General features: G+C 53.8%; 11 protein-coding genes. 8 read left to right on the plus strand and 3 right to left on the minus strand.

The window, feature by feature from the left end:
* Positions 1-120: 120 nt before the first annotated feature.
* Positions 121-2,181 carry a polyphosphate kinase 1 gene (ppk1, locus tag FHC51_RS21595; RefSeq protein ID WP_114314296.1) on the plus strand — a complete coding sequence of 687 codons (2,061 nt, stop codon included), beginning with the start codon at positions 121-123 and terminating at the stop codon, positions 2,179-2,181.
* Positions 2,182-2,184: 3 nt separating this feature from the next.
* Positions 2,185-3,726: an exopolyphosphatase gene (gene ppx, locus FHC51_RS21600; RefSeq protein WP_103824647.1), complete on the plus strand. Its 1,542-nt coding sequence runs from the start codon at positions 2,185-2,187 to the stop codon at positions 3,724-3,726.
* Between the two features lie 8 nt (positions 3,727-3,734).
* On the opposite strand, the gene FHC51_RS21605 is transcribed toward ppx, so the two are convergent.
* The gene (locus tag FHC51_RS21605) at positions 3,735-5,975 is read right to left on the minus strand and encodes an EAL domain-containing protein (RefSeq protein WP_220436744.1); all 2,241 of its coding nucleotides are present in this window, start codon (positions 5,973-5,975) and stop codon (positions 3,735-3,737) included.
* 347 nt (positions 5,976-6,322) lie between these two features.
* On the opposite strand from FHC51_RS21605, the gene FHC51_RS21610 reads away from it, so the two are divergent.
* Positions 6,323-6,529 carry a YfgG family protein gene (locus FHC51_RS21610; RefSeq protein WP_103180692.1) on the plus strand — a complete coding sequence of 69 codons (207 nt, stop codon included), beginning with the start codon at positions 6,323-6,325 and terminating at the stop codon, positions 6,527-6,529.
* 27 nt (positions 6,530-6,556) lie between these two features.
* Here the strand turns inward: FHC51_RS21610 and FHC51_RS21615 are convergent, their stop codons facing one another.
* The gene (locus tag FHC51_RS21615; protein ID WP_220436568.1) at positions 6,557-7,441 is read right to left on the minus strand and encodes a LysR family transcriptional regulator; all 885 of its coding nucleotides are present in this window, start codon (positions 7,439-7,441) and stop codon (positions 6,557-6,559) included.
* A 98-nt stretch (positions 7,442-7,539) separates the two neighbouring features.
* Between FHC51_RS21615 and FHC51_RS21620 the strand changes: the two genes are divergently transcribed.
* Entirely contained in the window at positions 7,540-8,721 is a 1,182-nt protein-coding gene (locus FHC51_RS21620) for an MFS transporter (protein ID WP_220436569.1), read from the plus strand.
* On the opposite strand, the gene FHC51_RS21625 is transcribed toward FHC51_RS21620, so the two are convergent.
* Positions 8,718-9,443 carry a 3-oxoacyl-ACP reductase family protein gene (locus FHC51_RS21625; protein WP_220436570.1) on the minus strand — a complete coding sequence of 242 codons (726 nt, stop codon included), beginning with the start codon at positions 9,441-9,443 and terminating at the stop codon, positions 8,718-8,720. The genes FHC51_RS21620 and FHC51_RS21625 overlap by 4 nt on opposite strands.
* 220 nt (positions 9,444-9,663) lie before the next feature.
* Here FHC51_RS21625 and FHC51_RS21630 point away from each other — a divergent pair, with 220 nt between their 5' ends.
* The 4 genes from FHC51_RS21630 (at position 9,664) to FHC51_RS21645 (ending at position 15,345) form a co-directional block, all read left to right on the plus strand.
* The gene (locus FHC51_RS21630) at positions 9,664-10,125 is read left to right on the plus strand and encodes a DUF6130 family protein (RefSeq protein WP_220436571.1); all 462 of its coding nucleotides are present in this window, start codon (positions 9,664-9,666) and stop codon (positions 10,123-10,125) included.
* A 35-nt stretch (positions 10,126-10,160) separates the two neighbouring features.
* Positions 10,161-10,415: a DUF1471 domain-containing protein gene (locus tag FHC51_RS23120; RefSeq protein WP_220436572.1), complete on the plus strand. Its 255-nt coding sequence runs from the start codon at positions 10,161-10,163 to the stop codon at positions 10,413-10,415.
* 9 nt (positions 10,416-10,424) lie between these two features.
* The gene (locus FHC51_RS21640; protein WP_220436573.1) at positions 10,425-11,171 is read left to right on the plus strand and encodes an alpha/beta fold hydrolase; all 747 of its coding nucleotides are present in this window, start codon (positions 10,425-10,427) and stop codon (positions 11,169-11,171) included.
* 334 nt (positions 11,172-11,505) lie between these two features.
* Positions 11,506-15,345: an SIR2 family protein gene (locus FHC51_RS21645; RefSeq protein WP_220436574.1), complete on the plus strand. Its 3,840-nt coding sequence runs from the start codon at positions 11,506-11,508 to the stop codon at positions 15,343-15,345.
* Positions 15,346-15,351 lie beyond the last annotated feature (6 nt).

The raw sequence follows: 15,351 nt of genomic DNA on the forward strand, positions 1-15,351 counted from the left end.
AAGAAAAAATTTAACTGTCATACTTTTCTGACACAGTTGGACATATTGTGGAAATGCTCGCCATAATAAAGGCGAGACGGATTTACCACGTCCTGTGATTGAACTGGAGTGTGAGTAGTAATGGGTCAGGAAAAGTTATACATCGAGAAAGAGCTAAGCTGGTTAGCATTCAACGAGCGCGTGCTTCAGGAAGCGGCCGACAAAAGTAACCCGCTGATTGAGCGCATGCGTTTTCTGGGGATTTACTCCAATAACCTGGACGAGTTCTATAAAGTTCGCTTTGCTGAACTGAAGCGTCGAATCATTATTAGCGAAGAGCAGGGTTTAAACTCGAATTCGCGTCATCTGCTGGGCAAGATCCAGTCCAGGGTCCTGAAAGCCGATCAGGAATTTGACAGTCTGTATAACGAATTGCTGCTGGAGATGGCACGCAATCAAATCTTCCTGATTAACGAGCGACAGCTCTCGGTTAACCAGCAGAGCTGGCTGCGTCACTATTTCAAACAGTATCTGCGCCAGCACATCACCCCGATTCTGATTAACCGCGAAACCGATCTGGTGCAGTTCCTGAAAGATGACTACACCTACCTGGCGGTAGAGATTATCCGCGGCGACAGCATCCGCTATGCGCTGCTGGAGATCCCGTCAGACAAAGTGCCGCGCTTCGTCAACCTGCCGCCGGAGACGCCACGCCGCCGCAAACCGATGATCCTGCTGGATAACATCCTGCGCTACTGCCTTGACGATATCTTCAAGGGCTTCTTCGATTATGATGCCCTGAACGCCTATTCGATGAAGATGACCCGTGACGCCGAGTACGACCTGGTGCACGAGATGGAGGCCAGCCTGATGGAGCTGATGTCCTCCAGCCTCAAGCAACGTCTGACTGCCGAGCCGGTGCGCTTTGTTTATCAGCGCGATATGCCCGATGCCATGGTCGATATGCTGCGCGAAAAGCTGACCATCTCCCGCTACGACTCCATCGTGCCGGGCGGTCGCTATCACAACTTCAAAGACTTTATCGGCTTCCCGAACGTCGGCAAAGCCAACCTGGTGAACAAGCCGCTGCCCCGCCTACGCCACATCTGGTTCGATAAGTTCCGCAACGGCTTCGACGCCATTCGCGAGCGCGACGTCCTGCTCTACTATCCGTACCATACCTTTGAGCATGTGCTGGAGCTGATGCGTCAGGCGTCGTTCGACCCCAACGTGCTGGCGATTAAAATCAACATCTACCGCGTGGCGAAAGATTCCCGCATCATCGATGCGATGATCCACGCTGCCCACAACGGCAAAAAAGTGACCGTTGTGGTGGAGCTGCAGGCACGTTTCGATGAAGAGGCCAACATCCACTGGGCCCGTCGCCTGACCGAAGCGGGCGTGCACGTGATCTTCTCGGCTCCTGGACTGAAGATCCACGCCAAGCTGTTCCTCATCTCCCGTAAAGAGGGCGATGACGTGGTGCGTTATGCTCATATCGGCACCGGTAACTTCAACGAAAAGACCGCGCGCATCTATACCGACTACTCGCTGCTCACTGCCGATGCGCGGATCACCAACGAGGTGCGTCGGGTATTTAACTTTATCGAAAACCCGTATCGCCCGGTCAGCTTCGACTATCTGCTGGTCTCCCCGCAGAACTCCCGTCGTCTGCTGTATGACATGATCGACCGCGAGATCGCCAACGCGCAAAACGGCCAGCCAGCCGGCATTACGCTTAAGCTCAACAACCTGGTCGATAAAGGGCTGGTGGATCGCCTGTATGCCGCCTCCAGTTCGGGAGTTCAGGTTAATCTGCTGATCCGCGGCATGTGCTCGCTGATCCCCGATCTTGAGGGCATCAGTGAAAATATTCGCGTCATCAGCATCGTCGATCGCTATCTTGAGCACGATCGGATCTATATTTTTGAGAACGGCGGCGATAAACGCGTCTACCTCTCTTCCGCCGACTGGATGACGCGAAACATCGATTACCGAATTGAAGTGGCGGCCCCGCTGCTCGATCCGCGGCTGAAGCAACAAATTCTTGATATTATCGACCTGTTGTTAAGTGATACTGTAAAAGCACGTTATGTCGATAAAGAACTGAGTAACCGCTATGTGCCGCGCGGCAATCGCCGTAAAGTACGGGCACAGCTGGCGATTTACGACTATATCAAATCACTCGAGCAACCCGATTAACCTATGCCGATAAACGATAAGACCCCACGACCGCAGGAGTTTGCTGCGGTCGACCTTGGTTCTAACAGCTTCCACATGGTCATCGCCCGTGAGGTGGATGGCGCAATGCAGATCATCGGTCGTCTGAAGCAGCGCGTCCACCTGGCTGACGGCCTGGGTGCGGACAATATGCTCAGCGAAGAGGCGATGGAGCGCGGGCTGAACTGCCTGTCGCTGTTTGCCGAACGCCTGCAGGGTTTCACCCCGTCGAGCGTCTGCATTGTCGGAACGCATACCCTGCGCCAGGCCGCGAACGCGACGGAATTTTTAAAGCGCGCGGAAAAGGTGATCCCCTACCCTATCGAAATCATTTCGGGTAACGAAGAAGCCCGTCTGATTTTTATGGGTGTGGAGCATACGCAACCCGAAAAAGGCCGCAAGCTGGTGATTGATATTGGCGGCGGCTCGACGGAGCTGGTGATCGGCGAAAACTTTGAACCGCACCTGGTTGAAAGCCGCCGGATGGGCTGTGTCAGCTTTGCCCAACTCTATTTCCCGGGCGGGACAATCAGCCGGGAGAACTTCCAGCGCGCACGCATGGCCGCGGTACAGAAGCTGGAGTCCCTCGCCTGGCAATACCGTCTGCAGGGCTGGAACGTGGCGCTTGGCGCCTCGGGTACGATCAAAGCGGCACACGAAGTGCTGGTGGAGATGGGCGAAAAAGATGGCTTTATTACCCCTGAGCGCCTGACCCGGCTGATGGAAGAGGTGCTCAAGCATAAAAGCTTTACCGCCCTGAGCCTGCCGGGTCTCTCCGAAGAGCGCAAAGCGGTATTTGTGCCGGGTCTGGCGATCCTGTGCGGCGTGTTCGATGCGCTGGCCATTCGTGAGCTGCGTCTTTCCGACGGCGCGCTGCGCGAAGGCGTGCTGTATGAGATGGAAGGCCGTTTCCGTCATCAGGATATTCGCAGCCGCACCGCGCAAAGCCTGGCCAACCAGTACAATATTGACCGCGAACAGGCCAGACGCGTGCTGGAAACCACGACCCAAATGTATGATCAGTGGGAAGCCCAGAACCCGAAACTGGCGCATCCGCAGCTGGCGGCTCTGCTCAAATGGGCGGCGATGCTGCATGAGGTGGGGCTCAATATCAACCACAGCGGGATGCACCGTCATTCGGCCTACATTCTGCAACACAGCGACCTGCCAGGCTTCAACCAGGAGCAGCAGACCATGATGGCCTCGCTGGTGCGCTATCATCGTAAAGCCGTTAAGCTGGACGAGTTGCCGCGCTTTACGCTGTTCAAGAAAAAACAGTTCCTGCCGCTGATCCAGCTGTTACGTCTGGGCGTGTTGCTCAACAACCAGCGCCAGGCGACCACGACGCCACCAACGCTGACGCTCACCACGGACGATAACCACTGGACGCTAAGTTTCCCGCATGACTGGTTTAGCCAGAACGCGCTGGTCTTGCTGGATCTGGAAAAAGAGCAACAGTACTGGAGCGCCGTCACCGGCTGGTGCCTGAAAATTGAAGAAGAGCACTCCCCGCACGTCGCCGCGTAATCCTCCCGTCAGGCGCTCATACCGAGCGCCTCAACCCTAAGCAGACTCTCCAGTGGCACGGGTTTGCCAATCAAATAGCCCTGAAAATAGTCAATGCCCAGTTCTTCAGCGGCGTGGCGGATCTCTTCGCTTTCGACATACTCCGCCACCACCAGCATCTTTTTCATACGCGCAAGATGACAAATTGAGGCGACAATCTGGTAATCCAGGCTATTGCTGACGATGTTACGAATAAAGCTGCCGTCGATTTTCAGGATATCGGCATTCACGTTTTTCAGCCGCGCATAGCTGGCGTAGCCGGTACCAAAATCATCAATGGCAATCCGGCACCCCATCTGCTGCAGATGATTCACGGTCTGCATCGCCAGCCCGGCGTTGCCAAAACTGCTGCTTTCGGTGATCTCGAAGATCAGTTGCCAGCTCTCAATGGCGTATTTTTGCAACATTCGGCTGACCTCAAGCGGCAGCTGGGCCCGGCAGATAGAGGTTGGCGAAAGGTTGATGGCAAACCGCTGCCCCGGAAACGCTTCGCGGTTCTCCGCCATAAACTTGAGCGTCTTCTCCAGCACCAGCAGATCAATTCGCGACGAAAGGCCAAACTCCTGGGCAACAGGCAGAAAAATATCGGGCGAGATCAGCCCGGCATCACCATTTTGCAGACGGAGCAGTATCTCGTGATAGCTATCGCCGCGTATGCCCTGTACGGGCTGCGCCAGAAGGGTAAACTCATCTTTTTCCAGCGCCCGCTGCACGCGATTCATCATCGCGACTTTGTCTTTCAAACCGCGTTGCAGATTGATTGCGCCCCGCTGCTGCAGGTTTTCCGGGTGGTTGGTCGCCAGAGAGAGATCGGCAATGGTACCCAGTTCACCCAACAGCAGATAGAGATGTACCACCGGGGAGCGCACATAACAGTAGCTAACCCCTACCTGCGGCTGAAGCGGCATGCCGTCCCAGAGGAAGCGGAAACGTTTGATCTGCAGATCCAGCTCTTCAATGCGGGACTGATGTGACTCGGTATCCAGCCGCAACACCAGATCGTGACCCGACATCTGATATACGCACTCGTCCGGCTGCAGAGAGTCGCTCAGCCAGGCGGCCAGCTTCTGTTTGTACTGAATACGCAGCAATACCCCATAGTTACGCCCCAGCACTTCCAGCTCAGGGATGCGCAAGAAACAGAGCACCGACCAGGGCTTTTTGCCCAGCGCGCGGTTAAGCGCCCGCAGGTTCGGCATATGTACGACCGGGTCGAGAAACGCCAGCCGTCTGGCGCGGATATTGATGGCCCGCTGTCGGGTCGCCAACACCGCCATATAGACCACCACGAAGGTAAAGACCAGATAACTGGAGGAGGTAATGGTGAGCTGGATATCGTATCCCTGTGACCAGGGGATATAGCGGTAAAAATAGTGAATAGAGACGATCAGCACTGGCGTCCAGATCAGGGACATCAGCTTATAACCGAAGCGCATCGAACCCCACAGCATGACCGGCATCAGCAGCGACAGCGTGTAGTTGGTACTGAAGATGCTGCTGTTTTCGTTGATCGGCCATAACAGCAAGGCCAGTAATGCGCTGTTGATCAGCACCCAGATGACGACTTCTGTCAGCGACACTTTGCGGTCTATCTGGCCCCTCATCTGCGATATCAGGCTACGCAGATAGCGGGGATGACGGAGGATGCGGATGATCACATAGCAGAACGGCACCCCCGTCAGGCAGCCAACCATTAACCCCTGATAGTTAATCAGCGAGCGGATCCCGGGGGTACTGATACCGGCCAGGTCAAACCGCGTCTGGTAAACGCCGAGGTAAACCGCGAACTGAAACAGCAGCAGGAAAAGCGTGGCCGGGCAGAACATCTGCCAGAACATCCGCTGCGCGATAAGCCGTGGGTCGCCATAGGCGGTCATATTACGTCGGGGTGTAAAGACCCGATATCCCCCCCAACTGAGGGAGATAGGGATCAGGAAATGCGCAATGGCAATGGCCGTTTCGTAGCCGCCAATCGAGGGATAATAGTGCAGGAAGAGCGCAACCATAATGCCAGGCACTGCCGCCATCCCATAAAACAGCATGAAGGCAAGTAACAACGCCAGCGGCATATAATAGAGCACCACCAGACTCCCCTGAACCTGGGTGTAGGTAGTGGCTAAGCGCGCAATGGGCAGCAGCACGATTGGCAGAAGCAACGGCAGCGCCCACCAGTGATCTTTGTATTTTTTGTATAACGAGAAAATAGTCATAGATGCCATAGTAAACCCGCTCGTCCAGGGGTAGTTCAGACAGGCATCCAACCTGACGCTGTTGCCGTGCAGACGAAATAACGATTACACGAAAAGGAATAAAGATTTTAGTTAGCAACGGCGAGTGACATTTGACTTAAATCAAAAATAGTAATTTCGATAAATAAGATTCACATTTTTTAACCCTACTTTTGTGCTAATTATCAATGGCGTAAATAAACTAATTATTATACATAACATTAAGTAAGTGAGTTGTTGACGGAATTTTACATTACAATTAATTGACCCCTGCCCCCCCGTATGCCTTAATGACGTACCGCCCGCAGGGTATTATCAGGAAAACAACAGTGAGTCAGGCCACACGTATGCGAAGACGACATCGGTTTAACACTCGGATGACGCGTATCATACTGCTAATCAGCTTCTTCTTTTTTCTTGGCCGTTTCGTCTATTCCTCTATAGGTGCCTGGTATCACCATCAGGAGAAAAAACAGGCCCAGCAATCCAGCCTCTCTGTCGATTACGCCGGGCGTTCCACATCGACAATTAATTAATCGTTTGGTTTTTATTGGTTAATTTAATTATTCTGCGGTTTGTAATAAACGAATAATTTCGCTCATTCCTCTGCTCAGTATTTTGTCCTGACGCATAACGATAGCCAGTTGGCGCTGTAATAACGGCGTAAGCGACTGTACGCATAATCCCTGCCTGTCCTGCGCACAGGCGACCGCCATTCGGGGAATAATGCTGTACCCCAGCCCGACACGAACCATACGCTTGATCGCTTCGATGCTGCCGGACTGCATCACTGGCTGCACCTCCACGCCGCTTGCCTGGAACCAGGCGTCGATAACCGTACGCGTGCTGCTTCCCGCACTAAACGCGATAAAGGGCTTATCCTGCAGATGCTCTGCGGTCAGCATGCCGAACTCTCCCTGCTCTTCCCCGGCGGCGATAAAGACAAATTCCTCATCCATTACCGGCGCGATCGCCAGCGCAGAACCGGCAGCCGGGAGTGTCACCAGCCCCAGGTCGAGACGGTTCTCCTCGATAGCGCGAACAATCTCCAGGGTATTGCCGGTGGTGACGCCAACCCGCAGCAGCGGATGCTCCTGTCGCAGCTGCTGCAACAGAGGCGGCAGCAGGTGGATGCAGGCTGTCGCCCCCATTCCGAGGGTAATGGTTCCGCTCACATCATGGCTGAAGGCCGCTACCGCTCGTATCGCCTCATCCACCGCCTGCTCGATGCGCTCGCCGTGCGTGAGTAACGCCAGCCCGGCCGCCGTGGCTTTAATCCCCCGCCCGGTTCGCTCGATTAATCGCGCCTGCAGAAACTGCTCCAGCTGGCGGATCTGCAGACTGACGGCCGGCTGTGAAAGTCCCAGCAGATCCGCCGCGGCAGAAAAACTGCCCCGCTGCACCACCAGGCGAAAGGTTGCCAGCTGTCCCAGATTCAGCGTCGTCATCACAAAGTTTCCCTTATAGGAGCCATAAACGCACCGGCCTGCCAGGGTCCTGATGCAACCGATATGCTCAGCATAACGCCCTGATGGAATGAAAGATAATGAAAAACCCTGCCCTACCCCGCGCCCTCTCCCTCACTGCCGGCTGTAACCAGCTTATCAACTGGGGGATCTCTTTTTATATGCCGGGCACTTTTGCCCGGGCGATGACGGCGGATACCGGCTGGTCATCAGCGCAAATCTACTCGGGCCTGACGCTCGCCATGCTGGTGATGGCTGCCCTCTCGCCGTTTGTCGCCCGCTTACTGGCGCGGATCGGCGGCCAGCGCGTGGTGATGACCGGCTCCCTGCTGATCGCCTTGAGTTGTCTGCTCATGGCTTACACGCACTCGCTTATGACCTGGTACAGCGCCTGGGTGTTAACTGGCATCGGTATGCGCCTGTCGCTGTACGACGCGCTGTTTGCGGCGCTGGTTAATCTTTACGGTCAGCAGGCGCGGCGAACGATCTCCCGCGTGACGCTGGCGGGCGGGCTGGCCTCGGTGGTGTTCTGGCCGCTAGGAGAGGCACTGCTCATGGTCATGAACTGGCGTGAAGCGCTGCTGATCTATGCCCTGTTCGGCCTGCTGAGCGCCGCGTTAACCCTGTCGCTACCCAATCATACTCATCCTCTAGCCAACAAACCCGCCACCCGTGCCGGGGGAGAGGATCGGCGCAACAGCTGGCTGTACGCCGCGTTTATCGCGCTCATCACCTTTGTCTCTAACGGCACCTCGACCCATCTGCCTGAATTTATCGCCAGCGTCGGCCTGCCGGTGACCATCGGCATGTTATGGGGAATTGGGCAGACCGGGGCGCGGTTCCTGGAGGTGGTGACCGGAGCGGGACTGACTCCGCTGCGCCTGACGCTACTCACCGCGCTTGCCATGCCGGTCTGCTTTATGCTCGGCCTGAGCAGTACGCTTTTCCTCTGGTCAGCCGCCGGTTTTGTGCTGGGCTACGGCGCGATTAACGGCCTGGTGACCATCGTCAAAGCTACGCTGCCGTTGCAGTTGTTTGCCCCGGAAGAGTACGCCAGACGCACCGGCGTGCTGCTGATCCCGGCCCAGCTGATGGCGGCGGCTTCCCCGCTGGCCTATGCGTGGTTGAATCGCGCTTTAGGGACGATTGGGGCGATGTGGCTGTCATGGGGACTGACGCTGGTGATTGCCGGGCTGGCGGTGGCTATCGTTAAGGGTCAGGCATCGCGCCATGCTGAGGGCATCCCTGCCCTGAGTGACTAAAGAACAAATCCGCCGTCGATGGTCAGGCTTACCCCGGTCATGTAGCCGGATGACGCCCCGGCAAGCCAGGCCGCCAGCGAGGCGATTTCGTCCGGCTCGCCCATTCTTTGCAACGGAATGCTACCGACGATCTGCTCCGCCATCCCGGCGGTCATATCGGTGGCGATGGGCCCTGGCTGGATGTTGTTAATGGTGATGCGCCGTGGCGCCAGATCCAGGGCGAGGTTCTGTACCATCGAGGCGACTGCCGCTTTACTCATGGCATACACGCTGCTGCCCGCATGGCCGGTACGCACCGCCGTATTACTGCCGATGGTGATAATCCTCCCCCCTTCTGCCATCGGCTTCACCGCTGCCTGAATGGCAAGAAAGACACCGCGCACGTTGACCGCCAGGGTGGTATCCAGATCGTCCAACGAATACGCCTCAATCGTACCGAGGCGAAGCACGCCCGCATTCACTACCGCAACATCCAGCCTGCCGTACTGCTGTAATGTCTTATCCACCGCGGCCTGGATAGCCTTCGCGTCTGCGCTGTCGGCTTCAATGGCTATCGCCTGACCGCCCTGTTGCTCAATCGTTGAGACCAGCGCCTGCGCCCGATCCGGGCGTGATACCCAGGTAATGGCAACCCGATAGCCCTCGCGCGCCAGCCGTGTCGCAATGGCCGCTCCGATCCCGCGCGCCCCGCCGAAAACCAACGCTACCTTTTCGTGATTCATGATGATCATTCTCCTGTTTGCTTTAGCACCCACCCGGGTGCCTCTGCAGACACCATGCCAGCAGAAACAACCCTGCGCATGCGCGGAATGTATCGCACTGTATCCACGCCGCCCTGCTTACGCAGCCATACAAAAAAGCCGCCCACAGCAAACAGACCCGATACATAAAAATGGTTTTCTGTACCTGTCGTCACTGATTACCTGAAGAGGAGATACCCGGATGATGCATCGAAATGTCCTGCTCACGCTGTTCGCCTTGTCATCAGGCTGTACCTGGGCCGCACCGTTAAGCGGGCTCAGTGCGGCGGATGTGAATGGCCCCGCCGCCGTCGCACCGCTCGAACAGCCCCAGCCCCCGGCGAAGCTGATTGTGGATCCGCCGCTGGCGGGCCCGCTGAGTAAAGGCGCGGTCTTTATTCAATACCGCGCAGAGAACATGCGCATTGAACCGGTGTTCGGACCCGAGGCGCTGAAAGTGGCGCCGCGCATCGGCCATATCCACGTCATCGTGGATGACAACCCCTGGCACTGGGCCGACGCCAGCGGCGAGCCGGTCATTCTGGTGGGGCTGCCCGCAGGCCATCACAAGGTGACCCTTATTCTCGCCGACCCAACCCATAAACCTGTTGATCGCAAGACCGTCGAATTCACCGTGCCGCCGCATGCCGCGGTTATGCACTGAACGCAACCCCTGACCTATTTTTGAGGATTTAAACCATGAAAACATTACTGATTGCTGTTCTGACCTTCACCGCCCCAATGGCCTCTTCCGCTTTCGCCGCCCAGGAGATTGATCATCCTCTGGGAGAGCAAAAGATTGGCACCGTTTCCGACAGCAGCGGCGCAACGTCGCTGGCGGATCTGGAGGCGAAACTGCAGGACAAAGCCGATAAAGCGGGCGCCAGCGCATTTCATATTACCTCCGCCGGGGGGAACAATACCCTGTCCGGTACCGCCGATATTTATCGCTGAGGCGTAACCATGAAAAAACTGTTTATCCATACCGTTGCGGTGGGCCTGCTGCTGGCCGCCGCCGGTGGCTCCGCGCTGGCGAATAATAAAACCGTGGTGCTGGTGCACGGCGCTTTTGCCGACGGCAGCAGCTGGAACCGCGTGATCGACAAGCTGCAACGCCAACATACCGAGGTCATCGCCGTTCAGCTGCCGCTCACCTCGCTGAAAGAGGATGTCGCTGCAACCCAGCGCGCCATCGCCCGGGCCCACGGGGATGTAGTGCTGGTAGGCCACTCCTGGGGCGGGACGGTGATAAGCGAGGCGGGTAACGATGCGCGGGTCAAAGCGCTGGTTTACGTGGCGGCGTTTGCCCCGGACTCAGGCCAGTCGACGGCGGCGCTGGCGGACAGCTACCCTGCCCCGCCGGGCAGCGCAGGCATCGCCAAAACCGCGGACGGTTTTCTCTATTTGCCGGGCAAATCGGTACATCAGGATTTTGCGCCGAACATTACGGCTGCTGAGCAAAACTGGCTGATCGCTACTCAGGGTCCGATCCGTGCGGATGCCTTTGCAGAAAAGGTCACGCATGCGGCCTGGCACGATAAGCCGAGCTGGTATGTGGTCAGCAAGAGTGACCGGATGATCAACCCGGATCTGGAGCGTTCAATGGCGAAGGCGATTGATGCGAAAACCACCGAGGTAGCGGCAAGCCATGTGTCGATGGTGAGTCATCCCGAAGAAGTTGCCCGGGTGATTGAGCAAGCGGTGAAATGAGACAGGTGAAAAAAAGCCCGCGCGATGCGGGCTTGATTTATCAGCGCTTAACAGGCGGGAATTATTCCCATCTCATTATCAACCATGGAAAATAATTAAAAATCAATTAATTATAAAGTTACTATGTATGCTATTAAAAATACCATGATAGCAATTGGTATGTATCAGTTCACAGTTTAAGTTAGTTTTAGATTGCGTTGCTCGGGTGCTATCAAATATACAACATACAGGTAATGGCGAAACTCTAGACAATAAAGAGACTAATCAAAACTTTAATCACTAAGAGACGGGTTTTGGTAGCCTAAACATAAATGTAGATTGCGGAGGAAAGGATTTGCGATTTTTTGCCGACGGACCATCAATCCCTGACGATCTCCTTCTTGCCAGAGATCAGGGCCGAGTAATTTTCTTTTGCGGGGCAGGCGTATCCCGAGCACGTGCTCAATTACCAGATTTCTTTGGCTTAGCAAGTCAAGTAGTTGCTAGGCTTGGTGTCGACCAAAATAGTCCTGCCTATAGGCTAATACAAGAAGCTAGAGAGATCGACAAGCGTGTTGGTATACCCGGTGTCATATCTGCTGACCGTGTTTTTGGGCTTCTAGAAAGAGACTTCACCTCACGCGATATCGAGGAGGCGGTAGCATCTGCATTAAAGCCACCTGTGGGCTGCGATCTGACTGCACACAGAATTTTGCTGGACCTGGCGACGACGCCAGAAGGTACTGTTCAATTAGTCACGACGAACTTCGACAGATTATTTGATGACTGCGGGCGCAATCTTCGTATATGGCAACCCCCAAGGTTACCGAACCCTTTACTTCCAAATGAGATCAATGGAATAGTCTATCTCCATGGCCGCTCAACACCAACTTATACAGCTGCTGAGGATGATGGCTTTGTTCTCTCAAGTTCCGAATTTGGTCGTGCATATCTATCGGACGGATGGGCAACAACTTTCATTCGTGAAATACTTGAAAAATATATTGTTGTATTTGTTGGGTATACTGCCGACGATCCTCCAGTTCAATATCTTCTTGAAGCTTTGCGTAAGACCTCAGGGAACCGCGCAAACGCTTATGCTTTCCAATCTGGCGACCATGACGATGCCGTCGCACGATGGCGGCACAAAGGTGTTGAGGCCATCCCATATAGCCCAGAGGATTCACATGCTGCTTTATGGAAATCTCTTGAGGCTTGGGCAGAGCGAGCCCGTAATCCTGAAGCATGGTTCACAAAGATTATTGACGCATCCAAAAAAGGACCGACAGCACTTCAGCCTCATGAACGAGGTCAGGTGACACATGTTATTTCAACCTACGAAGGCGTAAAGAAGTTCTGCGAGGGGGAGGTTCTCCCCCCTGCTGAATGGCTTTGTGTGTTCGACAAATACCGACGATTCGCAAGGCCGGTTAATTCAATCTCACTTAATAGCAAAGAACCCTATATTGATCCATTCGATCTATATGGCCTTGATTCAGACCCCTTGCCGACTAAACCAGATCCTGAAGTTAATTATGCCAAGCGAGAAACACCACCCAATGCGTGGGATGCCTTTGAACTTAATCATCTTGATAAAGCAGCGATCCGCAATGAAAATCTTACTGCATTTCGCGGACATTGGGCTAATCATTTCCCACGTATTGTCCCGCGCATAGATACATTGGGCGTATGGCTCGCAAAGGTTTGCGACCAGCCTGCCGCAGTATGGTGGGCATCCCATCAGTCGTCACTTAATCAGCACATTCAACGGCTCATCTCTTGGGAGCTAGAGCGAAGCAATCGACACATTCATCAGAACATTCGCAACGCTTGGCGGTCGCTTTTTGAGGCTTGGAAGTACGTCGAAGAATTCCACAGTGAGTGGTATGCGTTGCAATCCGTCATTAAAGCAGACGGATGGAATAGCGCTATCGTTAGGCGGTTTGGGGAGGTGCTCCGCCCTCACCTTTCTGCAAAACCCTCTTTCACAAATACACCTAAGATGCCCGAAGCAGAGACCACTCAGAAAGATGAAAATTACTTGCTGTGGATGGATGTGAAATATCCTGAAACGCACGAAATAATTACTGTTCCTGATGAGTGGTGTTCAGCAATTGTTAAAGCTTTACGACAGAATCTCGAACTAGCTCTAGCACTTGAAAAAGAAATTGGTGGCTATGGACTTAGAAATATAAGCCCATTAGTCAAGGATAATATTGAAGATAACGACGACTATCATCGAACGCATGGACTTTCAGCTTTAGTTATACAATTTGCGGAGCTGTTCACACAACTAGTTCAAACTAATAAATCAGCCGCTAAACAAGAATTTTTATCATGGCCTACGGAAGATGACACTATTTTTGCCCGGCTACGAATATGGGCATCAGGAAAAAAAAGTATTGTTTCAGATAATGAATTTGGACAATTCATATCGTCTTTAAGCAATACCGCATTCTGGGATCGTTATCATCAACGCGACCTATTATTGGTCATCGCAGAGCGATGGAAGAAACTCGGTAGTGCATCGCGCAAGTTAATCGAACAAAAGCTGTTGATAGGTCCAAAGCGATGGAAGCGCGAGAAGATTGCAGCCTACGATAGCAGACGAGCTTGGTCGATTCTAAATCGCATTCAGTGGCTTCAAAACTCAGAATGCAAGCTTTCAGTCAACGCTCGTAAACAAGCGAAGCTGCTCCGTGCAGCTACGCCCGACTGGAAAGAGGATTATGGCGGGAGAACTGCTGAATCGCTGGAAGTTCGGACAGGATGGGTCAGGACTAACACCAGTCATGAAGGACTAGCAGAAACCCCCCTTTCACTAGTACTGCTACGAGCGAAGGAAGGTAGTGGTCGATCAGACGATTTTCTCGTAGAGAACGATCCTTATTCCGGCCTTGCCGCTCAACGCCCTGCGCGCGCTTTTGCTGCGTTGACCTATGCAGCTAAACAAGGAAGTTTCCCAGAGTGGGCATGGCAACGTTTCCTTACTTCAGAGGCACGAAAGAATGACAAGGCAAGATTAGCTTGGTTGATTGCCATGCGACTAGCTCGTTATTCAAATGCGCAGCTTGCAACGATTCTTCGCCCCGCGACTGATTGGCTGCAGGATGTCAGTGCAAAGCTAAGCAAAGACTACCTTCCTATTTTCGACTGCATTTTGATGAAGCTGGTTGGCGTCCTTAGTGAATCACCGAACGAAGGATATTCAGGTATTATTCGAGGTTCCAAAGAGCCAGACTGGACGATTGAAGCGATTAATTCTCCTACTGGTAAGATCGCTAAAACGCTTTTTAACGACCCCCGCACGGATAATCTTAATCAAAATCAATGCATTCCTTCCGAATGGCTTATTCACGCTGAGGCCCTGTTGGCGCTTCCAAACGACTTGCGCAGACATGCAATTGTGATCTTTTGTCACAACCTCAACTGGTTTTTCGCTGTCGACCCGAAATGGACGGAGCATTACTTATTGCCTGCGCTTCAGAGCAACGACCGGGACGATCGCGACGCAGCATGGTCAGGCTTCTTGTGGGGGGCTAAAATTCCAAATAAAAAACTCTACATGCAGCTCAAGAGCGACATGCTGGAGTTTGCCGTGGCTCCTCTTCTGTCGAGTCGTTCATATAGTGAAATCATTGCAAGTATGATCCTAGCCGGGTGGGGAACTGTAGACGATGCCACAGGTGGACGTTGCATTTCCAATGACGAGATGCGCAGCTTGCTTTTAAAAGTCGATGATGAATTTCGATCTCGGGTCTTATGGCAAGCTCAACGATGGTCTGAAGAGAAAGACAAAAACTCACATAGCCGATGGAAAAAACAGCTTTCCGAGCTGCTACAAATTTGGCCTCGCCAACTATCAGCCAGATCGCCCAACACATCAGCTCGTCTTTGCGAGTTAGCTTTCTCCAGCGGCGAGCAATTTCCTACTATCGCAGCATTGGTTTTGCCACTTCTAAGCAAAATCGAGCGAGACCATCTAATGTTACCATCACTCTATAAGTCCGGAGACAACATCATAGACCGTTATCCTGAACAAGCGCTGGCGCTACTCTATACGGTTCTGCCAGATAACACGTTGGCTTGGCCTTATGGAATGGAAAAAATATTACAACAAATTGAGGAAGCCGATAACAAACTGAATCGTGATGACAGACTAATTTCTCTGAAACGCCAATGGGACTCAAGGTGATGCTCT

The sequence above is a fragment of the Leclercia sp. EC_58 genome, from assembly GCF_019584355.1.
Taxonomy (GTDB): Bacteria; Pseudomonadota; Gammaproteobacteria; order Enterobacterales; family Enterobacteriaceae; genus Enterobacter.